This window comes from Mycolicibacterium llatzerense (assembly GCF_000878195.1).
In the GTDB taxonomy this organism is placed as follows: domain Bacteria; phylum Actinomycetota; class Actinomycetes; order Mycobacteriales; family Mycobacteriaceae; genus Mycobacterium; species Mycobacterium llatzerense.
Window position 1 is genome coordinate 104,327 of the sequence record NZ_JXST01000006.1, and the last position, 20,844, is coordinate 125,170.

At 67.2% G+C, this 20,844-nt stretch carries 23 protein-coding genes; 13 read left to right on the forward strand and 10 right to left on the reverse strand.

Annotated features, from left to right (window positions below; translation table 11 throughout):
- The first annotated feature begins 109 nt into the window (after positions 1-109).
- From TL10_RS06045 to TL10_RS06055, 3 genes are read left to right on the forward strand one after another with little or no spacing between them, the layout of a single operon-like run.
- A complete protein-coding gene (locus TL10_RS06045) occupies positions 110-1,357 on the forward strand; it encodes an inorganic phosphate transporter (protein ID WP_043401445.1) in 1,248 nt (415 codons plus the stop codon).
- A gap of 32 nt (positions 1,358-1,389) precedes the next feature.
- Entirely contained in the window at positions 1,390-1,671 is a 282-nt protein-coding gene (locus tag TL10_RS06050; RefSeq protein ID WP_043401446.1) for a hypothetical protein, read from the forward strand.
- Positions 1,672-1,681: 10 nt separating this feature from the next.
- The gene (locus TL10_RS06055; protein ID WP_043401448.1) at positions 1,682-1,990 is read left to right on the forward strand and encodes a DUF3349 domain-containing protein; all 309 of its coding nucleotides are present in this window, start codon (positions 1,682-1,684) and stop codon (positions 1,988-1,990) included.
- A gap of 38 nt (positions 1,991-2,028) precedes the next feature.
- On the opposite strand, the gene TL10_RS06060 is transcribed toward TL10_RS06055, so the two are convergent.
- The 5 genes from TL10_RS06060 to TL10_RS06080 form a co-directional block, all read right to left on the reverse strand.
- Entirely contained in the window at positions 2,029-2,418 is a 390-nt protein-coding gene (locus tag TL10_RS06060; RefSeq protein WP_043401450.1) for a VOC family protein, read from the reverse strand.
- A gap of 4 nt (positions 2,419-2,422) precedes the next feature.
- Positions 2,423-3,295: an SDR family oxidoreductase gene (locus TL10_RS06065; protein ID WP_043984906.1), complete on the reverse strand. Its 873-nt coding sequence runs from the start codon at positions 3,293-3,295 to the stop codon at positions 2,423-2,425.
- Between the two features lie 91 nt (positions 3,296-3,386).
- Positions 3,387-4,034, reverse strand: a complete 648-nt coding sequence (bluB, locus tag TL10_RS06070) for a 5,6-dimethylbenzimidazole synthase (protein WP_043401454.1) — start codon at positions 4,032-4,034, stop codon at positions 3,387-3,389.
- Positions 4,035-4,053: 19 nt separating this feature from the next.
- Positions 4,054-4,515 carry a DUF4383 domain-containing protein gene (locus tag TL10_RS06075; protein WP_043984908.1) on the reverse strand — a complete coding sequence of 154 codons (462 nt, stop codon included), beginning with the start codon at positions 4,513-4,515 and terminating at the stop codon, positions 4,054-4,056.
- Between the two features lie 131 nt (positions 4,516-4,646).
- Positions 4,647-5,564 (reverse strand): 1,4-dihydroxy-2-naphthoyl-CoA synthase, encoded by a 918-nt coding sequence (locus tag TL10_RS06080; RefSeq protein WP_043401459.1) that lies wholly within the window; start codon positions 5,562-5,564, stop codon positions 4,647-4,649.
- 99 nt (positions 5,565-5,663) lie between these two features.
- Between TL10_RS06080 and TL10_RS06085 the strand changes: the two genes are divergently transcribed.
- Positions 5,664-5,939: a hypothetical protein gene (locus TL10_RS06085; RefSeq protein WP_043401461.1), complete on the forward strand. Its 276-nt coding sequence runs from the start codon at positions 5,664-5,666 to the stop codon at positions 5,937-5,939.
- Positions 5,940-6,013: 74 nt separating this feature from the next.
- On the opposite strand, the gene TL10_RS06090 is transcribed toward TL10_RS06085, so the two are convergent.
- Positions 6,014-6,466 (reverse strand): nitroreductase family deazaflavin-dependent oxidoreductase, encoded by a 453-nt coding sequence (locus tag TL10_RS06090; protein ID WP_043401463.1) that lies wholly within the window; start codon positions 6,464-6,466, stop codon positions 6,014-6,016.
- 71 nt (positions 6,467-6,537) lie between these two features.
- On the opposite strand from TL10_RS06090, the gene TL10_RS29460 reads away from it, so the two are divergent.
- Positions 6,538-7,266 (forward strand): hypothetical protein, encoded by a 729-nt coding sequence (locus tag TL10_RS29460; protein ID WP_131630685.1) that lies wholly within the window; start codon positions 6,538-6,540, stop codon positions 7,264-7,266.
- On the opposite strand, the gene TL10_RS06100 is transcribed toward TL10_RS29460, so the two are convergent.
- Positions 7,267-8,535 carry a CynX/NimT family MFS transporter gene (locus TL10_RS06100; RefSeq protein ID WP_043984910.1) on the reverse strand — a complete coding sequence of 423 codons (1,269 nt, stop codon included), beginning with the start codon at positions 8,533-8,535 and terminating at the stop codon, positions 7,267-7,269.
- A 47-nt stretch (positions 8,536-8,582) separates the two neighbouring features.
- Between TL10_RS06100 and TL10_RS06105 the strand changes: the two genes are divergently transcribed.
- Positions 8,583-9,269, forward strand: coding sequence for a FadR/GntR family transcriptional regulator (locus tag TL10_RS06105; RefSeq protein ID WP_043401466.1), 687 nt, complete (start codon positions 8,583-8,585; stop codon positions 9,267-9,269).
- Positions 9,270-9,325: 56 nt separating this feature from the next.
- Here TL10_RS06105 and fadD8 read toward each other — a convergent pair whose 3' ends face one another.
- On the reverse strand, positions 9,326-10,927 hold the full coding sequence (gene fadD8 / locus TL10_RS06110; RefSeq protein WP_043401469.1) for a fatty-acid--CoA ligase FadD8: 1,602 nt from the start codon (positions 10,925-10,927) through the stop codon (positions 9,326-9,328).
- Between the two features lie 95 nt (positions 10,928-11,022).
- Between fadD8 and TL10_RS06115 the strand changes: the two genes are divergently transcribed.
- The gene (locus TL10_RS06115) at positions 11,023-12,633 is read left to right on the forward strand and encodes an amidohydrolase (RefSeq protein ID WP_043984911.1); all 1,611 of its coding nucleotides are present in this window, start codon (positions 11,023-11,025) and stop codon (positions 12,631-12,633) included.
- A 30-nt stretch (positions 12,634-12,663) separates the two neighbouring features.
- Positions 12,664-14,238 carry a long-chain-fatty-acid--CoA ligase gene (locus TL10_RS06120; RefSeq protein ID WP_043401474.1) on the forward strand — a complete coding sequence of 525 codons (1,575 nt, stop codon included), beginning with the start codon at positions 12,664-12,666 and terminating at the stop codon, positions 14,236-14,238.
- A gap of 56 nt (positions 14,239-14,294) precedes the next feature.
- Here TL10_RS06120 and TL10_RS06125 read toward each other — a convergent pair whose 3' ends face one another.
- Positions 14,295-14,951, reverse strand: a complete 657-nt coding sequence (locus tag TL10_RS06125; protein ID WP_043401475.1) for a TetR family transcriptional regulator — start codon at positions 14,949-14,951, stop codon at positions 14,295-14,297.
- A gap of 84 nt (positions 14,952-15,035) precedes the next feature.
- Here TL10_RS06125 and TL10_RS06130 point away from each other — a divergent pair, with 84 nt between their 5' ends.
- Both TL10_RS06130 and TL10_RS06135 read left to right on the forward strand, forming a co-directional pair.
- A complete protein-coding gene (locus TL10_RS06130; protein WP_043984912.1) occupies positions 15,036-15,869 on the forward strand; it encodes an alpha/beta fold hydrolase in 834 nt (277 codons plus the stop codon).
- Positions 15,870-15,881: 12 nt separating this feature from the next.
- Positions 15,882-16,841: an o-succinylbenzoate synthase gene (locus TL10_RS06135; RefSeq protein ID WP_043984913.1), complete on the forward strand. Its 960-nt coding sequence runs from the start codon at positions 15,882-15,884 to the stop codon at positions 16,839-16,841.
- A gap of 7 nt (positions 16,842-16,848) precedes the next feature.
- On the opposite strand, the gene TL10_RS06140 is transcribed toward TL10_RS06135, so the two are convergent.
- Positions 16,849-17,658 (reverse strand): class I SAM-dependent methyltransferase, encoded by an 810-nt coding sequence (locus TL10_RS06140; RefSeq protein ID WP_043984914.1) that lies wholly within the window; start codon positions 17,656-17,658, stop codon positions 16,849-16,851.
- A gap of 170 nt (positions 17,659-17,828) precedes the next feature.
- Here TL10_RS06140 and TL10_RS06145 point away from each other — a divergent pair, with 170 nt between their 5' ends.
- From TL10_RS06145 to TL10_RS06155, 3 genes are all read left to right on the forward strand, one after another.
- Positions 17,829-19,265 (forward strand): PPE family protein, encoded by a 1,437-nt coding sequence (locus tag TL10_RS06145; protein ID WP_043984997.1) that lies wholly within the window; start codon positions 17,829-17,831, stop codon positions 19,263-19,265.
- Positions 19,266-19,414: 149 nt separating this feature from the next.
- Complete coding sequence (gene scoE, locus TL10_RS06150; protein ID WP_043401479.1) at positions 19,415-20,284, forward strand: (3R)-3-[(carboxymethyl)amino]fatty acid oxygenase/decarboxylase; 870 nt, start codon at positions 19,415-19,417, stop codon at positions 20,282-20,284.
- Entirely contained in the window at positions 20,281-20,832 is a 552-nt protein-coding gene (locus TL10_RS06155) for an FcoT family thioesterase (RefSeq protein ID WP_043984915.1), read from the forward strand. Before scoE ends, TL10_RS06155 begins: the two co-directional genes overlap by 4 nt.
- Positions 20,833-20,844: the final 12 nt, after the last annotated feature.

Consider the following 20,844-nt stretch of genomic DNA (forward strand, 5'->3'; position numbering starts at 1 on the left):
GAACACTCCATGAACACCTCCGGCGGCATGGGAAACACCCAGGTCGCGGTCAGAATTTGGGACTTACGTAACTGGTCAAAATTGCGGCCGTTACACCAGAATGAGCCACATGAGCGCAGAGCTAGTCATCCTGGGGCTGTTGATCGCAACAGCACTGGCATTTGACTTCACGAATGGATTTCACGATACCGGTAATGCCATGGCGACCTCGATCGCCACAGGCGCGCTGAAGCCCAAGACCGCGGTGCTGCTGGCCGGCGTCCTGAACTTGGTCGGCGCGTTCCTGTCAGTCGAGGTCGCCGTCACCGTCACCACGTCGGTGCTGAAGATTCAGGACAGCAAGTCCGGGCACCTCCTCAAGTCCATCGACGCGTCGACCGGACTCACCATCATCTTCGCCGGCCTCATCGGCGGCATCCTGTGGAACCTCCTGACCTGGCTGTTCGGTATCCCCTCCAGCTCGTCGCACGCGCTCTTCGGCGGACTGATCGGTGCCGGCCTGGCTGCGCTGGGCACCGCGGGTATCAACTGGACCGGTGTCTTCCAGAAGGTGCTGATCCCGGCTGTCGCGGCGCCGTTCATCGCCGGCCTCGTGGCCGCCGTCGGCACCTGGCTGGTGTACCGAATCACCCGCAACGTCGTCAAGAAGCGCCGTGAGGATGGCTTCCGCTGGGGCCAGATCGCCACGGCGTCGCTGGTCGCGCTGTCCCACGGCACCAACGACGCGCAGAAGACCATGGGTGTCATCGCCCTGGCGCTCATCACCACCGGCCACCTCACCGGCGACGTGAAGAAGGACGGCCTGCCGTTCTGGATCATCGCCTCCTGCGCCCTCGCCATCGGTCTGGGCACCTACATCGGCGGCTGGCGCGTCATCCGCACCCTGGGCAAGGGCCTCGTCGAGATCGAGTCCCCGCAGGGCCTGGCCGCCGAGGCATCCTCTGCCGCGATCATCCTGAGCTCCAGCGCCGCCGGTATGGCGCTGTCCACCACGCACGTCGCCACGGGTTCGATCCTGGGTAGTGGCGTCGGCAAGCCGGGCGCTTCGGTCCGCTGGGCTGTCGCCGGCCGCATGGCCATGGCCTGGCTCATCACGCTGCCGGCCGCGGCTCTGGTCGGTGCCCTGTCGTACTGGCTGTCCTACGGCCTGAAGTCCGCCACCGGTTCTGCTCTGATCGGCGACGGCACGATCTTCGTCATCCTGGTTGCGCTGTCGGGCTTCATGTACTGGCGTGCGCAGCAGCAGAAGGTCGACAGCAGCAACGTCAACGCCGATTGGGACGACTCGACCAACTCCGTGGTGCCGGCCGACGTCCGTGACGCTGCCACCAAGTCGCCCGAATCCGCCGGCGTCTGATTCCCCGAGAACTGAACGAGAAGGAATCACTGATGAATTACGTGGAAGCCATCTTCAAGGTCCTCGTCGTGGGTCTGATCCTCGGCGCCGGCCTGCCCGCGGTATTCGCGGGCGGCCTGGTCGCCTACTCCAACGGAGCCGGCGGCGAGCACTCCGACGGGACCGTCGCAGCGCCCAACCCAATCCTGAAGTACCTGGGTCTGGCGCTGTTCGTGCTCGTCGGAGCAGTGGTCCTGGCCGCGATCCTGTGGATCACCCGGTCGACGATCATCCACCACACCGGCGTCGACCTGTTCCCCTTCCTGAAGAAGTGAGCCTGCGAAAATGACCGAATCCAACGGATTGTTCGAGAATGTCCTGAAGTGGCTGCGGGCGGGATACCCCGACGGCGTGCCGCCGAAGGACTACTACCCGGTGCTGGCGCTGCTGAAGCGTTCGCTGACCGAAGACGAGGTTGTCGACGCGGCGCGGTCCATCCTGCGGACCAACGACGGCGAGAACCCGGTCACCGAGGCGGAGATTCAGGCCGCGATCGCGAACGTCACCAACCAGGAGCCCAGCGCAGAGGACATCCAGCAGGTGTCCGCGCGGCTGGCATCGGTCGGCTGGCCGCTGGCCACGCCGGCTCGCTGACGCGCCGCAACACGCACCACACGAGACACCCGGAGCGACTAGCTCCGGGTGTCTCGTCGTAGTGGGTGGGTGTCGGGCACCTGGACGAAGATCAAGGTGACCTGATCGGGGTCGGTGACGTGCAGCTCGTGCAGGCCCCACGGTTCCTGTTGTGCCGCACGGGAAATCGGTACCCCACGGCCTTCGAGTTCGGCCTGCGTCTGGTAGACGTCCCGCACCTGCAGCCACAGCGCGCCCGGGAACGGGGCGGTGGGACCGTCGCCGTCGCGGCCGTGGCCGGCGAGCTCGATGAGCGACTGGCCGGCGTAAAACACTGTGCCGGCACCGTATTCGCGGGCGATGGCGAGGCCGATGGCGTCGCGGTAGAAGGCCACCGACTTCGCGTAGTCGACGGGACGGATCAGGACGCGGCTGGCCAGGATTTCCATGGACTCACTCAACCGGCTGCGCGCGTTGACGTTTCATCATCTTGTCGACCACGCCGGGCACGAAACTGTTGAGCGCGTGCGCCGTCACCGCCATCCGGGGTGCGATCCGCACCGGGCGGGTCTTGGCCGCGGTGATCATCCAGTCGGCGGCTTCGTCAGCCGAGAGCCCGGGTAGCCCGTCGTATGCGCGGGTCGGCGCGATCATCGGCGTCTTGACCAGGGGGTAGAACAGCGTGGTCGAGTGCACTCCGCTTGCGCCCCATTCGGTTTCGATGACGCGGCTCACCGCGGTCAGGGCCGCCTTGGAGGCGTTGTACACCGCGAACAGCGGCGACGACTCGTTCATCACGCCCCAGGTGGACACGTTGATGATGTGCCCGTCGCCGCGCTCCAGCATGCCGGGGGCGAAGCCGCGGACCAGGCGCAACGGCGAGTAGTAGTTCAGGGTCATGGTGCGTTCGAGATCGTGCCAGCGATCCAGGGATTCGGCCAGCGGCCGGCGGATCGACCGGCCGGCGTTGTTGATCAGGATGTCGACGCCGCCCAGTTCGGCTTCGATGTCGGTGACCAGCTTGTCGATGGCGTCCATGTCCGAGAGGTCGCACGGCCGCGCGATCGCGTCGCCTCCGTTGTGGGTGATTCGGGCGGCCACCTTGTCCAGCAGGTCGGCCCGGCGGGCCACGATGACGACCGTCGCACCCAATCGGGCGAGCTTGGCCGCGGCTGCCTCGCCGATGCCCGACGACGCCCCCGTCAGCACGATGCGTTTCCCGGCCAGGTCCACCTCGCCATGGCCCGACAATCGTTCGATCAAGGGTGGTCGCATGCCGGCGAGCAGCAGACCCTCGGTCACTCGGCGCAGCGGACTCTTACTCACGCCCCTGAGCTTAGGGCGGACGACGATCAAGCGGGCGAGGTACGAGCCCGCGCTGAGGAGTGCGCCACATCTGGCTTAGGGGGCTCGGCGATCAAGCGGGCCAGATGTTCGTGTACACCAGGTCGTCGAGCGGGCGGGCCGTCGTCCAGCCCACGATCTCGAGTTCGGGGCGGTCCGGGAACTCGGGCACGGGGCCGACGCACAGCACCGCGATCGGCTCGGCGCCCTCGGGCATGCCCAGGAGCACAGCCAGCTCTGCCGGGTCGAACAGTGAAACCCAGCCCAGCCCAAGGCCTTCCGCGCGGGCGGCCAGCCACATGTTCTGGATGGCGCAGGACACCGACGCCAGATCCATGTGCGGCATGGTGCGCCGGCCGAAGATATGGCGTTCGCGATCGTCGCCGAGGGCCACCACGAACAGCTCGGCGCAGTCGCGGATGCCCTCGACCTTGAGCGCCAGGAACTCAGACTCGCGCGGCCCGAGGGCCTCGCCGGTCTGGATCCGCTCGGCGTCGACGAGATCCTTGATCGCTGACCGCATGGCCGGGTCGGTGATTCGCAGGAAGCGCCACGGCTGCATCAGCCCGACGCTCGGCGCCATGTGCGCGGCCTCCAGGATGCGGCGCAGAACATCTTCGGGCACTTCGGAATTGGGCGTGAAGTGCCGCATGTCCCGACGTTCGGACATGACCCGGTAGACGGCTGCGCGTTCGACGTCGGAGTAGCTCGGCTCGCTCACCCCGGGAGGCTAACAGGGATCAGCGGGAGCCGATGGCGTCGGAGTGGTGTAACCGGCGGGACGACCGAGTGCGTGGGCGAGAACGAGCGGGGAGCGCGAACCACGCCGCCAACGCCACGTTGTAGACGGTGAGAACGGCGTAGAGCACGGTGTCGCGGGAGTCGAAGCCCAGTGGGCCGGGGCTGTGATTGGACGTCGCCGCCACGCACACCGCCGTCACGACGAACCACCCGAGGGCGGCGATCCGGCTGAACATCGCCGCTCTCCGGCCGAACGAGGCGAACACCGTCAGCACGCCGACCACCAGCAGCAGCGAGCAGTGCAGCGGAGTCACCCGCAACCACATGATCGGGGCGCCGGCGGCGCCGAAATGCGGGTTGGCCATGGACCAGGCCAGGCCGGCGCCGCCGAAGACGCCCATCGCGAAGCCCTCGGCCCCCAGCGCCCACTGGCCGATCCGCGCTCGCGCCCCGACGTTCACGTGCTCAGTCTGACGCGAGGTGCCCGACATCGATACGCGCCCAAGCGGATACACAGCTCACTCATGGGAAAGCGCACAGCGACGTGTCGTCTGGCTGACCGACACGGCACCACTGAGGCCGTGGGTGCGGCTCAGAAGTAGCGCGGGAACTCGCTCCAGTCGGGGTCGCGCTTCTGCAGGAACGCGTCCCGGCCCTCGACCGCCTCGTCGGTCATGTACGCCAGCCGTGTGGCCTCGCCGGCGAAAATCTGCTGACCCACCAGGCCGTCGTCGATCAGGTTGAAGGAGTACTTCAGCATCCGGATGGCCTGCGGCGACTTGCCGTTGATCTCGGCAGCCCATTGCAGCGCAACGGTTTCCAGGTCCTTGTGGTCGACGACCTCGTTCACCGCGCCCATCTTGTGCATGGTCTCGGCGTCGTAGGCGCGGCCCAGGAAGAAAATCTCGCGGGCGAACTTCTGCCCGGCCTGCCGCGCCAGATACGCACTGCCGTAGCCGCCGTCGAAGCTGCCGACATCGGCGTCGGTCTGCTTGAACCGGGCATGTTCCCGGCTGGCCAGGGTCAGGTCGCAGACCACGTGCAGGCTGTGGCCGCCGCCGGCCGCCCAGCCGTTGACCAGGCAGATCACGGGCTTCGGCATGAACCGGATCAGCCGCTGCACCTCGAGGATGTGCAGGCGCCCGGCCCGCGCGGGGTCGACGGTCTCGGCGGTCTCGCCATCGGCGTACTGGTAGCCGCTGCGGCCGCGGATGCGCTGGTCGCCGCCGGAGCAGAAGGCCCAGCCGCCGTCCTTGGACGACGGGCCGTTGCCGGTGAGCAGGATGACGCCGACGTCGGGGCTCATCCGGGCATGGTCGAGCGCGCGGTACAGCTCGTCGACGGTGTGCGGCCGGAAGGCGTTGCGGACGTCGGGCCGGTCGAAGGCGATCCGGACCGTTGGCTGCGGCTTACCGTCCAGCACGTGGCGGTGGTAGGTGATGTCGGTGAGCTCACCGAGCTCGGTCACCGGCTGCCAGAGCTCTGGGTCAAACGGATTGTCTGCGTTCACGCCTCGACCTTAGAGGCGACCTGGTTTCGGCCGCGCCACCCAGGGGTACTAGACAGATGACAATAGGCGGCCGATACCGGCCCGAATAGGAGAACCTCGATGAAGCGGTCTGCAGGAATGTTGGTGTCAGGTGTCATTGCCGGACTGGTGCTGGTCGGATGCTCGCCTGCCGTTCAAGGCGGCGACACCAAGTGCAAAGACTTCGTCGGAGCCGACGAGAAGACGCAGAACCAGGCCGTCAACAAGATGATCAAGGACCGCAAGGGTGCCGACCCGTCGTCACTCGAGGTGACGGGCACGCGCGCCTCAGCGTTGGCGTGGTGCCAGACCCTCGGCCAGCAGGACGCCCCGATCAAGGACGCGCCGCACCTCTAGACGGCCGCCGAGCGTGGGGCTTTACGAGGAAATTCGACCAGAATTTCTCGTAAAGCCCCACGCTCGTCGAGTGGCTAGACGGGATCGAACCGGAACACCGCGCAGCGGCCGGCCAGCGCTTCGAATTCGTCGGGGTTGGGGCCGGTCACCAGGCCGGAGTTCTTCATGAACCCGACGCCCGTCGGCACCAGGATCGGGAACTGCCGCAACAGCGGACGGGCCTGCTCGGCGGGTACCTCGAACAGGCGGACCTCTTCGCGTTGGCGGCCCTGGGTGACGGTGGCAGTCGCCGCGGCCCGCGCGTTCTGCACCCAGTCGGCGTTCGGGAACCCGCCCACCACGTAGCGCAGGCCATCGACCTCGAATGGGGTGATGGGCGTCGACCGCGGTTCACCGGACTTGCGGCCCGGCACGGTCAGCACCACGGGACCCTTGATCGGGACCACCCGCATGACCGCCATCATCACTTTGTTCATCGGCTTGAGCCACCATGGTGGCTTGAGGTTCGCGTCGCTGCCCTGGGCCATGGGCTCGAGGCTAGACGAGCCGCCGAAATCCCGCTGGCGTGCTATGTTCGCCCAGCTGGAGGAGGGTTTCGATGTCTAATCAGTGGCCGCCGCCTGGTCAGTTCGGACCGGGCCAACCGTATGGGGGCGACCCGTACGGCGCTCCTGGCGTGCCGCCGAGCATGCCGTACCCGCAATATCCCCAGCCGCAGTACCCGCAGCCGCAATATCCGCAGTATCCGCAGCCCGCGGGTTACGGCATGCCCATGCCGGCCGGGCCGTCGGGACCGTCGGGCGTGACGGCGATCATCGCCGCGGTACTGAGCCTGCTCGGTGCGGTGTCGACGGCTTTCCAGGCGTTCTCCAGCTGGTACGGCGTCGCGACGTTGAGCGCGCTGTCCGGTTCCTACGCCAGCGACATGAAGTCGGGTCTGATCGGCCTGACCAGTGCCATGGCCGTCGTGCAGACCATCGTGGCCATCGCGCTGCTGACCGGCGGTGTGCTGTTGATCCTCGGGCGTTCGGTGGGCCGCTGGATCGTCATGGGCAGTTGCACGGTCGTGGTGCTGTCGAACGTGGTCGCTCTGTTCGCCTCGCTGACCATTCTCAAGCGGCTGGATTCCGCGCTGGGCAGCTACAGCGATTCGATGCAGGGCCTGGCCGGCCTGTCGGTGATGTCCGCCGCGGTGCCGATCGTGTTCGCGCTCGTCACCGGTGTGCTGGCCGCCCTGAACTCGACGCAGCAGTGGTGCCAGTGGAAGAGCGGACGGACAACACCCGCCGCTCCTGCCGGTTACCCGGGTTACCCGCAGCAGTACTAGCTACACGTAGCGGTTGCGCCCGGCGAACCAGCCGGCCGTCAGCTGCACGGCGTACACGCTGAAGAACAGCACGAACGGGACGTGCCAGCCGCCGGAGACGTCGTGCAGCAGTCCGAACAGGAACGGCCCGGTGCTGGCGAACAGGTAGCCGAAGCCCTGTGCCATGCCGGAGAGCTGGGCGGTGTCTTCGGCGTTGCGGGCGCGCAGCGCGATGACGGTCAGCGCCAGCGAGAAGGCGCTCATGCCGATACCGACCAGCAGGCTCCACAGGACCGGGGCCGCGCTCGGTGCGACGAGCAAGCCGATGGCGCCGGACAGGCCCAGCACGCCGAGGCCGACGTTCCACAGGCTCTGGTTGGTGCTGCGGGCGGCCAGCGGCGAGATCAGGAGCGCGATGGGGACGCCGACGAGTGACATCACGCCGGACATCACGCCGGCGGTGGTCTTGTCCATGCCGTTGTCGATGAAAATCTGTGGGAGCCAACCCATCATGATGTAGGCCAGGAACGACTGGCTGCCCATGTAGAGCGTCACTGTCCAGGCGAGCGGGTTACGCAGCAGCGAGCGGCGCGCGGTGGTCTGGGCGGCGGTGGCGGCCCAGTCGGCGCGGTGCTGGCGAGCGGCCGGGAGCCACAGCAGCAGGGCGGCCAACGCGAGTGCCGCCCAGAGCGCCAGCGACGGACGCCAGCCGCCGACGCTGTGTTCGACGGCCGGGGTGACGGCGGCACCCAAGGCACCGCCGGCCTGCAGCGCGCTGGTGTAGATACCCGTCATCAGGCCGACGCGGGCGGGGAACGAGCTCTTGATCACGACCGGGATCAGCACGTTCGCCAGCGCGACGCCGGACGAGGCGAGCAGGGTGGCGCCCAGCATCAGGCCGCCGCCGCCGTACGGGCGCACCACCAGGCCGAGAGCCAGGACCAACAGGGCGACGGTGACGGTCCGGCCCAGGCCGAGTCGTTTGGCCAGCCACGGCGCGGTGGCTCCGGCGGCGGCGAAGCACAGCACGGGCAGGGTGGTCAGGATGCCGGCCCAGACCGACGACACGCCGAGTGCGGTGCGCATCTCGCCGAGCAGGGGAGCGACGCTGGTGACCGACGGCCGCAGGTTCAGCGCGGTGACGACGATGGCCAGGGCCAGCAGGACGCCGCTGGCGACGCGGGTGCTCGGGCTCGCCGGGACATCCGTGATCTCGATCGCGCCGTCGAGTTCGAGTGCCAATTCATCTTCGTAACGGGTGTGTTGGGATCCGTTCACGGCAGCACTCATGTTGCTATGATGACATACATCCTATGATTGGTTGAAAGGATGATTTGGTGGCGCTGAACACAGCTCGCCGTGCCGGCTTGGTCGAGCAGGTCATCGAACAGCTCCGGGCGTCGGTTGCCGACGGTGAATGGCCTGTCGGGCATCGGATTCCGAACGAGACCGACCTCGTCGAAGCGCTCGGCGTCGGTCGCAACACCGTGCGCGAGGCCGTCCGGGCGCTGGCGCATGCCGGCCTGTTCGAGGTGCGGCAGGGCGACGGCACCTACGTCCGCGCCACCAGCGAGATGTCAGGCGCGCTGAGCCGGCTGTGCAGCGACGAACTGCGTGACGTGCTGCAGGTGCGCCGCGGGCTGGAAGTGGAAGGCGCCCGGCTGGCCGCCACCAACCGGACCGACGACGACATCACGACGCTGCGGCGGCTGCTGGAGGGCCGCGACAATGAGCAGCGCGCCGGGCATCACGACGAATTCGTCCATGCCGACACCGAATTCCATTGCGCCGTCATGCGGGCATCGGGCAACGCCATGCTGGTCGACCTGTACCTCGGACTCATCGAGGTCATCACCGCGAGCGTGTCCGTGATGAACGAGACGCCGGTGGAGACCGAATTCGAGGACCATCACCGGCTGCTCGACCACATCATCGCCGGTGACGCACAAGGCGCGGCCCACGCGGCCGCGGTGCTCTTCGACCGGCTGCTCGCCGGGTTGCGATCTACTCGCGAGCAGACGTAAAACTGTCGATTTTCTCCGGAAAACGACAGTTTTACGTCTGCTGGCGGAACTGACTCCTAGCCGACTGAGCGCTCTGAGCCGGCCCAGAACTGCGCCCGGACGGCCTTCTTGTCGGGCTTACCGAGGGCGGTCACCGGCACGGCGTCGACGATGACGACCTGCTTCGGGGACTGCACCGAGCCCTTGCGCTCCTTGACCGCGGCCTGAATCTCCGCCGTCATCTTCGCGATGGCCTCGTCGGAGCGGTCGGCGTCCGGACGCAGCACGACGACGGCCGTCACCGCCTCGCCCCACTTCTCGTCGGGGGTGCCGACCACGCAGACCTGCGCGATCGAAGGATGTTCGGCGACAACGTCTTCCACCTCACGCGGGAAGACGTTGAAGCCGCCGGTGACGATCATGTCCTTGGTGCGGTCGACGATGAACCAGAAGCCGTCCTCGTCCTCGCGGGCCAGGTCGCCGGTGTGCATCCAGCCGTTCTTGAAGGTGTCGGCGGTGGCCTCCGGCAGGTTCCAGTAGCCACCCGACAGCAGCGGACCGGACACGCAGATCTCGCCGACCTCGCCCTGCTTGACCGGCTGGCCGTCGTCGCCGAGCAGTGCGGTCCGCGCGAACAGCGTCGGGCGGCCGCACGAGGTCAGCCGCTTCTCGTCGTGCTCGCCCTTGGCCAGGTAGGTGATCACCATCGGGGCCTCGGACTGGCCGTAGTACTGCGCGAAGATCGGGCCGAACCGGCGGATCGCCTCGGCCAGGCGCACCGGGTTCATCGCCGAGGCGCCGTAGTAGACGGTCTCCAGCGAGGACAGGTCCCGGGTGTGCGAGTCGGGGTGGTCCATCAGCGCGTAGATCATCGACGGCACCAGCATGGTCGCGGTGATCTTCTGCTCCTCGATCACCCGCAACACCTCGGCGGGGTCGAACTTCTTGAGCACGATCAGCTCGCCGCCCTTGACGATGGTCGGCACGAAGAACGCCGCACCGGCATGCGACAGCGGCGTGCACATCAGGAACCGCGGGTGTTCCGGCCACTCCCATTCGGCCAGCTGAATGGTCGTCATGGTGCTGATGGACTGGGTCGTGCCGATGACGCCCTTGGGCTTGCCGGTGGTGCCGCCGGTGTAGGTCAGCCCGCCGACGTGGTCAGGGGCCAGGTCGGCGGCCTTGAGCGGCTGCGGCTCGTACTTCGCGGCTTCGGCGGCCAGGTCGATGGCCGACCCGGTCAGTGCGTCGGGCACCGGGCCGATGGTCAGGATCTGCTTGAGCGACGGGACCTTCTCGAGCAGCCCGATGGCGCGCTCCACGAACGCCTCGGTGGGGTCGATGATCAGGGTCGTGACGCCCGCGTCGCTCAGGACGTAGGCGTGATCGTCCAGCGAACCGAGAGGGTGTAGTGCCGTACGGCGGTAGCCCTGCGTCTGGCTGGCGCCGATGATCATCAGCACCTCGGGCCGGTTGAGGGCCAGCAGGCCGCTGCTGGCGCCGGAACCGGCGCCGAGCGCTTCGAATGCCTGAATGTACTGGCTGATGCGGTCGGCGAGCTGGCCGCCGGTCAGCGTGGTGTCGCCGAGGAACAGGACTGGCTTGTCTTTGTTGCGCTTCAACGCGCCAACCGTCAAGTGCCCGGAATGCAGGGGATGGCGAAGCAGCTCGTCACTCATGACCTAAGACTAGAACGTGTTCTAGTCCGTAGGTCAAGCCCCGCGAAATCTGAGATCGAGTGCCGGGTGCTCTGCCGCCCCCTAGCATCCACCTCATGGCCAGCCCTGCCGATCTCGTCATCGCCGGAAACATCCTGACCGTCGACCCGCAGCGACCCACCGCCGAGGCACTCGCCGTCACCGACGGCCGGGTCGTGGCCATCGGATCGCGCGCCGACGTGCAGCCGTGGATCGGTGCCGACACCGAGGTCCGCGAGGTCGGTGGCTGCGTGCTGCCCGGGTTCGTCGAGGCGCACGGACACCCGCTGATGGAGGCGGTGGTCCTCGGTGGGCGGATGGTCGACATCCGTCCGGTCACGATGCCGAACGCGGCCGACGTGGTGGCGGCGATCCACGCCGAGGTGGCCACCCGCGGCGCCGACGGCGCCTACCTGAACGGCTGGGACCCGCTGCTGCAGCAGGGCCTCCCGGAGCTGACGCTCGCCTGGCTGGATGAGGCGGCGCCCGACGGTCCGCTGGTGATCGTGCACAACTCGGGGCACAAGGCGTACTTCAACTCCGCTGCCGCGCGGGCCGCCGGGCTGACGCGCGACACACCGGACCCGCACGGTGCTGAGTACGGGCGCGACGCCGACGGCGAACTCGATGGCACCGCGGTGGAAACCGGCGCGGTGTTCCCGCTGGTGACGGGCGTCATGACGCCCACCGACTACCCGGCACTGCTGCTCGCCGAATGTGCGCGGTTGAACGAGGCCGGCCTGACGACGTGTTCGGAGATGGCGTTCGACCCGATGTTCCGGCCGGTCCTGGACCAGATGCGCGACAAGCTCACCGTGCGGCTGCGTACCTACGAGATGTCCACCGCGGCGCTGCACACCGATGCGTCACCCGACAACGGCGACGACATGGTCCGGCAGGCCGGCATCAAGATCTGGGTCGACGGATCGCCGTGGGTCGGCAACATCGACCTGACCTTCCCGTACCTGGACACCGACGCCACGCGCGCCATCGGCGTAGTGCCCGGATCGTGCGGGCACGCCAACTACACGCGCGAGCAGCTCGCCGAGATCGTCAACACGTTCTTCCCACAGGGCTGGCAGATGGCCTGCCATGTGCAGGGCGACCACGGCGTCGACACCATCCTGGACATCTACGAAGAGGCCCTGCGGCGCTGCCCGCGCGACGATCACCGGCTGCGGCTCGAGCACGTCGGCGCCATCACGCCGGTACAGCTGCAGCGCGCCCACGATCTCGGCGTCACGTGCAGCGTGTTCGTCGACCAGATCCACTACTGGGGCGACGTCATCGTCGACGGGCTGTTCGGCCCCGAGCGCGGCGATGTGTGGATGCCGGCCGGGTCCGCGGTGGCCACCGGCATGCGGATCTCGCTGCACAACGATCCACCGGTGACGCCCGAGGAGCCGCTGCGCAACATCAGCGTCGCGGCCACCCGGATCGCGCCCAGCGGACGCGTGCTGGCGCCGCAGGAACGGCTCACCGTCGACCAGGCCATCCGGGCCCAGACCATCGACGCGGCCTGGCAATTGTTCTCGGACAATGTGATCGGTTCACTGGAAGTCGGCAAGTACGCGGACCTGGTCGTGCTGTCCGCCGACCCGCGCTCGGTAGCGCCCGAAGCCGTCGCTGACCTGGACGTGCTCGCGACTTACCTGGCGGGACAACAAGTGTTTGCCAAATCCGACTGACCGGACGGCGCTACGTGGCAGGCTCAGCGCATGACTGAATTGTCGGCACCCCGATTCCTCGACGAACGTGTTGCCCACTGGGCAGCGACCAAGCCAGACGAAGAAGCGATCACCTACCTCGGCAGGACCTGGACCTGGTCGCAGTGGAACGACCGCGTCCGCCGGCTGGCCGGTGCGCTGTCCGACTGGGGCATCAAGCGCGGTGACGTGGTGGCGTTCCTCGACAAGAACCACCCGGCCTGCGTCGAGCTGACCCTGGCCGCGGCGTCGCTGGGTGCCGCCAACGCCATCATCAATTTCCGGCTGGCCGCCGACGAGCTCGACTTCGTGCTGAACGACTGCGGCGCAAAGGTTCTCATCGTCGGAGCTGAGCTTCGCGCAGCTGTCGATAACATCGCCGACAAGCTGACCACCGTCGAACACGTCGTCAGCGTGACGCCCGAGGGTGGCGACGGCGATGAGTACGAGGCGCTCCTGGCCGGCGCGTCACCGGTGGGCCGCTCGTCGGACGTGGAGCCGACCGACGTCTGCATCATCATGTATTCCTCGGGCACCACAGGCCGGCCCAAGGGCGTCGCTCTCACGCAGGCCGCCATGATCGCGCACACCATCAACGCGTTCTCCGGCTGGCAGATGACCACGGACGACAAGAATCTGGTGGCGATGCCGCTGTTCCACGTCGGCGGCTCGTCGTACATGCAGTACGGGCTGCACAACGGGGCGCCGAGTTACATGACGCGCGACGCCGATGGGGCGTCGCTCGCCGGTGGCATCCTGGCGGGCGCCAACCGCACATTCCTGGTGCCGGCCGTGCTGGCCAAGGTGCTCGAGACCGGCCCGGACGCGGTGAAGTTGTTCAGCGCCTTGAAGACCTATGCCTATGGGGCGTCGCCGATGCCGCTGCCGCTGCTGCGCCAGGCGTTGCAGGCCTGGCCGGAAACCGAGTTCATCCAGGCCTACGGGTTGACCGAGGTCTGCGGCGTCGTCAGCCGATTGATGCCCGAGGACCACCGCGCCGACAACGAGGAACGGTTGGTCAGCGCCGGTGTGCTGGTGCCCGAGGCTGAGGTGCGGGTGGTCAACCCCGACACCCTCGAAGACGTGGAGCCGGGTGCGCAGGGCGAATTGTGGTTCCGCACACCGACATTGATGAAGGAGTACCTGAACCGGCCGGACGCCACCGCCGAGGCCATCACCGCTGAGGGCTGGTTCCGCACCGGTGACATCGGTCGCGTCGACGCCGACGGCTACATCTTCGTCGAGGACCGGCTCAAGGACATGATCATCTCCGGCGGCGAGAACATCTACTCCATCGAGGTGGAGCGAGTGCTTGCCGAGCACCCCGCGGTGTCCGAGGTCGCGATCATCGGTGTGCCGGACGAGAAGTGGGGCGAGTCCGTGAAAGCCGTCGTGACGCTTGAGGGTTCGGGAGAAGGTGTGTCGGACTCGGATCTCATTGCCTTCGCCCGTGAGCATCTCGCCGCCTACAAGTGCCCGAAGACCGTCGACTTCGTCGACGACATGCCCCGCAATCCCACCGGCAAGATTCTGAAGAAGGAACTCCGCAAGCCGTACTGGGAGGGTCGGGACCGCGCCACCGTGTGAGTCAACGCGTTGCCGACCGGGATGGGTCCGTCAAACGTCAAGCGACGCGGGTGGATTCACTCCTGGCGGCCGGCTGCGCGGCCGACGTTTTCAGCAATCGCGTGAATCGAATGCATCAGGCGTTCTGGCGTAAACGTTTCGGGGTGTTCGAGCAGCAATCTGGCCAGTGCCTCCGCGGTGTCGCGGGTGAGATGTGCGATCAGCTCGACGTCGATATCGTCGGCGCCGATGCGGGCCAATTGATGTTCGAGCGCGGACTCGATCTGCCGCCGCACCTGTTCGCGGCCATCGCGGATGGCTGACAGCACATTGCTCGGCGCGCCTTCGATGGGCAGCAACACCAGCCGGGAAATCTCGGGCTCGTTCGCGACGCTTTCGAGGTAGGTGTGCAAGGCGGCGGCCACCGCCCCGGGGATGGTGTCGATCTCGGTGGCGGCGTGGATCGCATTGGTCACGCGTTCCGATGTGACGTGTTGGGCCCGTTCCATCAGGGCCAGTTGCAGTTCGGCCTGCGAGCCGAAGATCTTGTAGCTCACCGATTTGGCGACGCCGGCCCGTTCGGCGATCCGGTCCATCGACGTACCCGGCCAGCCGACCTCCGCGACGAGGCTGAACGCGGCGTCAAGGATTTGCTCTCGGCGGACCTCGACGGGCTGGCGTGCGGCATACCGTCTGCGTGGACTGGAATCTGGATCCGTGGTCGCCATGGACATAAATGTACCTCATGGAATATTCTGATAAGTACATTCATGGCGGCCTGATGAGCGCTGCCGCGAGCCTCAATCAAGGGAGACACCATGGCGACGTTCCGCTGGGAAGGCCTGTCGATGGCATATGACCACGCCGGGTCAGGCGACCCGATCGTTCTTCTGCACAACCTCGGCGGAAACCGCACCATCTGGCAGGCCCAGTTCGACTCGTTGGCCCAGACCAACAGCGTGTACGCCCTGGACTGGCCGGGCTACGGCGAGTCCGACGTCCCTATCGACGGCTACACGATCGAGAACCATCAACGGCTGCTGGCCGCATTCATCGACAGTCACCAGCTTCGCGGCCTGACGCTGGTGGGCAATTGTTTCGGCAGTGCGATGGCGCTGATCTACGCGCGCCGCAACCCTCAGGATGTCCGGGCCTTGGTGCTGGTGAACCCTCTGACTGGCGCAACCTTGCGGCCGACCATGTCGGGCTGGGCCGCCCGGCTGCTACGCAAGATTCCACTTGCATCGCTTGGTGGAGTGATCCGCCTGCCTGCTGCGGTAGCCGCGCTCGTGCTTCGCGAGCAGCTCGGGGTCAGGGGCCGGCGAATGAGTGCCGCGACGTTCGCGCCGCTACGTCAGCGCTGGACCAGCACCGGCGCGCTGCGGCCCGTCGCGGCGATCCTGCCCGAGTTGCCCCGGCTGTCCGAACTCGACAGCTTCGAGCCCGACAGCGACTTTCCGCCGATCACCACGATCTGGGGTGCGCAGAATCGAGTGTTGTCCGCCGCGGCAGGTGCGCGGCTCAACACCACGCTGTCCCCGCAGCACGCGTTGACCCTCTCCGAGTCGGGGCACCTTGCCATGATCGAGGACCCCGAACCGATCATCCGGGCCATCGAGGCCGCGGCCGGCTCTCGGCAGGCCGCGCACTGACAGAATGAGCGGATGCGGCCGGACCTGGACGAACTGCTCGAGCGTCTGCACGTCGTCGCGCTGCCGATGCGGGTCCGGTTCCGCGGCATCGACGTTCGTGAAGTCGCGCTGATCGACGGGCCCTGCGGCTGGGGTGAGTTCGGCGCGTTCGTCGAGTACGGCCCGGCCGAAGCGGCGCACTGGCTCGCATCCGGTATCGAGGCGGCGTACGCACCGTCGCCGGTGCCGGTGCGCGACCGTATCCCGATCAACGCCACCGTGCCGGCGGTCGAGGCGGCGCGGGTGCCCGAGGTGCTGGCCCGCTTCCCGGGCGCCCGCACCGCCAAGGTGAAGGTGGCCGAACCGGGCCAGACGTTGGCCGACGACGTGGCGCGCGTCGAAGCCGTCCGCGCCCTGGTGCCCGTCGTGCGCGTGGACGCCAACGGTGGTTGGACCGTCGCGCAAGCGGTGGCGGCGGCGCATGCACTGACCGCCTCGGGGCCACTCGAGTACCTGGAACAACCGTGCGCGACGGTGCCGGAACTGGCCGAATTGCGGCGTCTGGTCGACGTGCCGGTGGCGGCCGACGAGTCCATCCGCAAGGCCTCGGACCCGTTGCGGGTCGTACGTGAGCGGGCGGCCGACGTCGCGGTGGTCAAGGTCGCGCCGCTGGGCGGCGTGACGCGACTGTTGGCGGTGGCGGCGGAGATCGACATCCCGATCGTGGTGTCGAGTGCCTTGGATTCCGGGGTCGGCATGACCCGGGGGCTGCTGGCCGCCGGCTGCCTGCCGACGCTGCAACACGCGTGTGGGCTGGGTACCGGCGGGCTGTTCGTCGAAGACGTGGCCGCGGTGTCGCCGCCGGTCGACGGCTTCCTGCCCGTCGGCCCGGTGGTGCCTGACCCGGCCAGGCTGACGGGTTTGGCGGCCGCACCCGCGCGCCGGGACTGGTGGATCGAGCGGGTCCGGCAGTGCTACCCGCTGCTCGGTTAGGCCCGGCCTAACCGAATTCGACGAGCGTCACCGGTGCCCGGAAGCGGGCCAACCCCGGCAACCGGTAGGACTGCCGGTTGACCCACCGCACGACCTTGCCCCGCCCGGCCGGATAGCGCAGTTCGCGCACCGCACGGACACCGGGGATGGATCGCAGCCTCGGGTACTGGTCGGCGGTGAACCAGAAGGGCATCGGGGGCGACGTGTAGTGCTCGCTGAGCCGGAAGCCCCGCCGCTGCGAATGTCGGCTCATGAATCGGGGCACGCTGTCAAAGACCAACTGGCCCTTGGGGAAACGTTCGGCGCACGCCGCGATCAGGTGGAACACGACGTCCGCGGTCAGATACTGGAACAAGCCTTCGGCGGTGATCAGCACGCCGTCAGTGGGGTCGACGACGTCCATCCAGGAGTGGTCCAGCGCGGACTGAGCGCACTGCGCGAGTCGGTCAGACGTCGGGAGCAACTGCTGCCGGAGCCGGATGATCGGCTCCAAATCCACTGACAGCCAGGTAATTTCACCGTTGTCGACGCGCCAGAAACTGGTCTGCAGTCCCTCCGCCAAGGCGACCACGGTCGCGCGCGGGTGGCCCGCCACGTAGTCGCGCGTGATCTCGTCGAACACCAGCGCCCGCAGCGCGGTGGCCTGATGCGTGCGGCCGAAATGTTGGTAGTCGTAGTCGAGGCCGTCGCGCAGGGCGATCGCCATCGGGTCATCGATGATGCCATCGGGGCGGCAGGCCTCGGTGGCGCGTTGGTGCAAAGTGAGCAGTGCGGTTTCGGATACGCCGTCGAGATGGCGGGCGTCGATGACTGACATGGCTCCACCGTACGTCCGGCGATATCGCGTCGGCAGCAGCGGCCCCGAGAACCGCATTTCCCGGAGTGCCGCGATACCGGCTGTGGCATAGGAGATTTCGGCAGAACCAGATGACCGGGAACTTTGTCGATGCGGCGCCCGACTAGCTATCAGTGACTGCACCGATTTGGCTGGCGCTACCGCCGGAAGTGCACTCGGCGTTGCTGACAGCCGGCCCGGGGCCGGGTTCGTTGCTGGGTGCCGCCGCGCAATGGCAACAGCTGAGCGTGCAATACAGCCAGGCGGCCGCCGAGTTGTCGGCCATCTTGGCCGACGTGCACGCGAGTAGTTGGGAGGGGCTCAGCGCTGTCCAGTACGTCGCCGCGCATGTGCCGTACCTGGCCTGGTTGGAGGAGTCTGCCGTGGCGACGGCAGCCACAGCGGCGCAGCATGAGACGGTGGCCGCCGCCTATGGCACCGCTGTTGCGACCATGCCGACGCTGGTGGAATTGGCGGCCAACCATGTGACGAATGCCGCACTGGTGGCGACGAACTTCTTCGGTCTCAACACAATTCCCATCGCGATCAACGAGGCCGACTACGCGCGCATGTGGATGCAGGCGGCCGACACCATGATCGTCTACCAAGCGGTGACGGAGGTGGCCACGGCGGCGGTGCCGCCCGCGCAGCCGGCGCCGCGCATCGTCGCGCCCGGTGGGGAAGCCCGGAACCCGCTGTCGAACCCGCCCACCGCACCGAGCCAACCGCTGAGCGACCTGTGGCAATTCATCTCGCAGCTCGGTACCACAGGCCAGGTCGACCAGCTGCTCGAGAACTTCACGCGCTTCTTCGAGCAGCTGGGCTTCAACCCCGCCACCTCCGCAGTACTGGCCCTGGTGGCACTGACGCTCTACGACATGCTCTGGTACCCGTACTACGCGTCCTATGCGCTGCTGCTGGCCCCGTTCTTCGCGCCGGCACTCAGTGCTCTCGCTGCGCTGGCCCTGGTGAAATCGCCGCTGCCGGCGGCCGCGGAACCCGCGCCGGTGCCTGCCGAACGCCCCGCCGTCCAGCCTGCCGCCCCGGCGCGTGCCCAAGCCACCCCGCTCGTCCCCGGCATCCACGTTGGATTGCCGCAGGCCACCGGGCCTTCCGCCCCGGCGCCGACCACCGCTGGCGCCGGTAGTCCCGCGCCGGCGCCCAATGTGGTCTATGCGGTACCCGCGCTGCCCCGGCCCGGGGTGGGGCCGGGGCCGGAATCCGGCAGCGAATCGCCCGACATCACCACCGACAGCTTCAGTGCTGCGGCGGCCGCTCGTGCGGTAGCTGTCGCCCGTGACCGGGTCAGGCGGGTGAGCCGACGCCGGCGCGGAGCCCGCGGCTATCGCGACGAACTACCCGACATGAAAGCAGATATGACTGGTACCGAAGACAATTCGCCGGGCTCGCCCGTCATCGCAGCCGGTGCGCACGGCGCCGGTCCGATCGGGCTCACCGGCGTGGTGACCCCGACGAGCGCCGCACCGACCGGAATGGTGGAACGGATGTCGGCGGGCGGGAGCCCGTCGACCCCGCTGCTTCCGGCCACCTGGAGCTCGGATGCGGAGGATCGGCGTGAGCAGCGATAGCACGAATTGTCCAGGGGCGCGGAACTTTTCTTCGCATCCCGGCGACTACATCAATTGAAGGCAGAAACGACAATGATCTTCTGCGTTGTGGGGCAACGGATTTCAATGCCATGTCAGCGCAGTGCAGCAAACTTGGTGGAGGTACGTCGGTGACACTCAATGTGCAGGGGCGAGGGCTCGGAGCGCAGGTCGTTGGAATCGACCCGAACAACCTGAGCAACATCTCGGCCGACGAACTCCGCGAAATCGTCTACGAGAACAAGCTTGTCGTCCTGAAGGGACTGCATCTGACGCCGGTGCAGTTCATCGAGCTCGGCCGGATTCTCGGTGAGATCGTCACGTACTACGAGCCCGTATACCACCACAGCGAGCATCCGGAGATCTTCGTCTCATCCACGGAGGAGGGTCAGGGTGTGCCGCGCACGGGTGCGTTCTGGCACATCGACTACATGTTCATGCCGGAGCCGTTCGCGTTCTCCATGGTGATGCCGTTGACGGTGCCGGGAGCCGACCGCGGTACGTACTTCATCGACCTCAACAAGGTGTGGGAATCCTTGCCGCCGGCACAGCAGGAGCCGGTGCGGGGGACCTTCAGCACGCATGATCCGCGGCGCCACATCAAGATTCGCCCCGGAGACGTCTACAAGCCGATCGGCGAGGTGTGGGATGAGATCAACCGCACGACGCCACCGATCAAGTGGCCGACGGTGATCCGGCACCCGCACACCGGCCAGGAAATCCTCTACATCTGCTCCACCGGCACCAGCAAGATCGAAGACGGCGAAGGCGAGGTGCTCGACCAGTCGGTACTGCACGAACTCCTCGCTGCCACCGGCCAGCTCGACGCGGACTTCGCATCTCCGTTCATCCATGCGCAGCACTATGAGGTCGGCGACATCATCTTGTGGGACAACAGGGCGTTGATCCACCGGGCAAAGCACGGCACCGCGGCGGGGACGCTGACGACGTACCGGTTGACCATGCTCGACGGTCTGGCGACGCCGGGGCACGCGGCATGAGCACCACGGAACTGACCTCGCCGATGGGTGCGGCGGAATCGGCTGGCACTGAGCAGATTCCGGAAGAACTCCTGACCAGAGTGCTGGAGCCGTATGCGTACAAGGGTTGCCGGTATCTCACGGACGCGACGTACCGCGCCGCCGGCGATTCGATGTACGCGACCGGGAATTTCAGCATTCCGGAGTCGGTGTACATCCGCAGCACCGGACATTTCAACGCCGTCGAACTGGTGCTGTGCTTCAACCAGCTTGCGTACTCCGCGTTCGCGCCGGCGGTGCGACGCGGCGAGATCGACGGGTTTCGGGGCTGGTCGATCGACGACTATTTCGAGAACCAGTTGTCCAGCATGCTGATCCGGTCCACCGCGTCGCGCTACAAGCGACAGATCGATGCGGGCAAGTTCTCCGCCCGGCTGACGTGCGAGGGCATCGAGGTCGTCGAGCGGTCTTGGCGGTACTTGAAAGTCCCTTGCGCCATCGAGTTTTACGACGACCACGGCGGATCCGCCTTCGGCGAGTTCGAACTCGCGATCCTCAACATCCCGTGAGCACGATGATCA

Excerpts from the sequence above, each read along its gene's own strand:
- TL10_RS06045 (WP_043401445.1), top strand. The coding sequence starts at position 110 with ATGAGCGCAGAGCTAGTCATCCTGGGGCTGTTGATCGCAACAGCACTG.
- TL10_RS06050 (WP_043401446.1), top strand. The coding sequence starts at position 1,390 with ATGAATTACGTGGAAGCCATCTTCAAGGTCCTCGTCGTGGGTCTGATC.
- TL10_RS06055 (WP_043401448.1), top strand. The coding sequence starts at position 1,682 with ATGACCGAATCCAACGGATTGTTCGAGAATGTCCTGAAGTGGCTGCGG.
- TL10_RS06060 (WP_043401450.1), bottom strand. The coding sequence starts at position 2,418 with ATGGAAATCCTGGCCAGCCGCGTCCTGATCCGTCCCGTCGACTACGCG.
- TL10_RS06085 (WP_043401461.1), top strand. The coding sequence starts at position 5,664 with ATGAAGCGGTCTGCAGGAATGTTGGTGTCAGGTGTCATTGCCGGACTG.
- TL10_RS06090 (WP_043401463.1), bottom strand. The coding sequence starts at position 6,466 with ATGGCCCAGGGCAGCGACGCGAACCTCAAGCCACCATGGTGGCTCAAG.
- TL10_RS29460 (WP_131630685.1), top strand. The coding sequence starts at position 6,538 with ATGTCTAATCAGTGGCCGCCGCCTGGTCAGTTCGGACCGGGCCAACCG.
- TL10_RS06100 (WP_043984910.1), bottom strand. The coding sequence starts at position 8,535 with ATGAGTGCTGCCGTGAACGGATCCCAACACACCCGTTACGAAGATGAA.
- fadD8 (WP_043401469.1), bottom strand. The coding sequence starts at position 10,927 with ATGAGTGACGAGCTGCTTCGCCATCCCCTGCATTCCGGGCACTTGACG.
- TL10_RS06115 (WP_043984911.1), top strand. The coding sequence starts at position 11,023 with ATGGCCAGCCCTGCCGATCTCGTCATCGCCGGAAACATCCTGACCGTC.
- TL10_RS06120 (WP_043401474.1), top strand. The coding sequence starts at position 12,664 with ATGACTGAATTGTCGGCACCCCGATTCCTCGACGAACGTGTTGCCCAC.
- TL10_RS06125 (WP_043401475.1), bottom strand. The coding sequence starts at position 14,951 with ATGTCCATGGCGACCACGGATCCAGATTCCAGTCCACGCAGACGGTAT.
- TL10_RS06130 (WP_043984912.1), top strand. The coding sequence starts at position 15,036 with ATGGCGACGTTCCGCTGGGAAGGCCTGTCGATGGCATATGACCACGCC.
- TL10_RS06135 (WP_043984913.1), top strand. The coding sequence starts at position 15,882 with ATGCGGCCGGACCTGGACGAACTGCTCGAGCGTCTGCACGTCGTCGCG.
- TL10_RS06140 (WP_043984914.1), bottom strand. The coding sequence starts at position 17,658 with ATGTCAGTCATCGACGCCCGCCATCTCGACGGCGTATCCGAAACCGCA.
- TL10_RS06155 (WP_043984915.1), top strand. The coding sequence starts at position 20,281 with ATGAGCACCACGGAACTGACCTCGCCGATGGGTGCGGCGGAATCGGCT.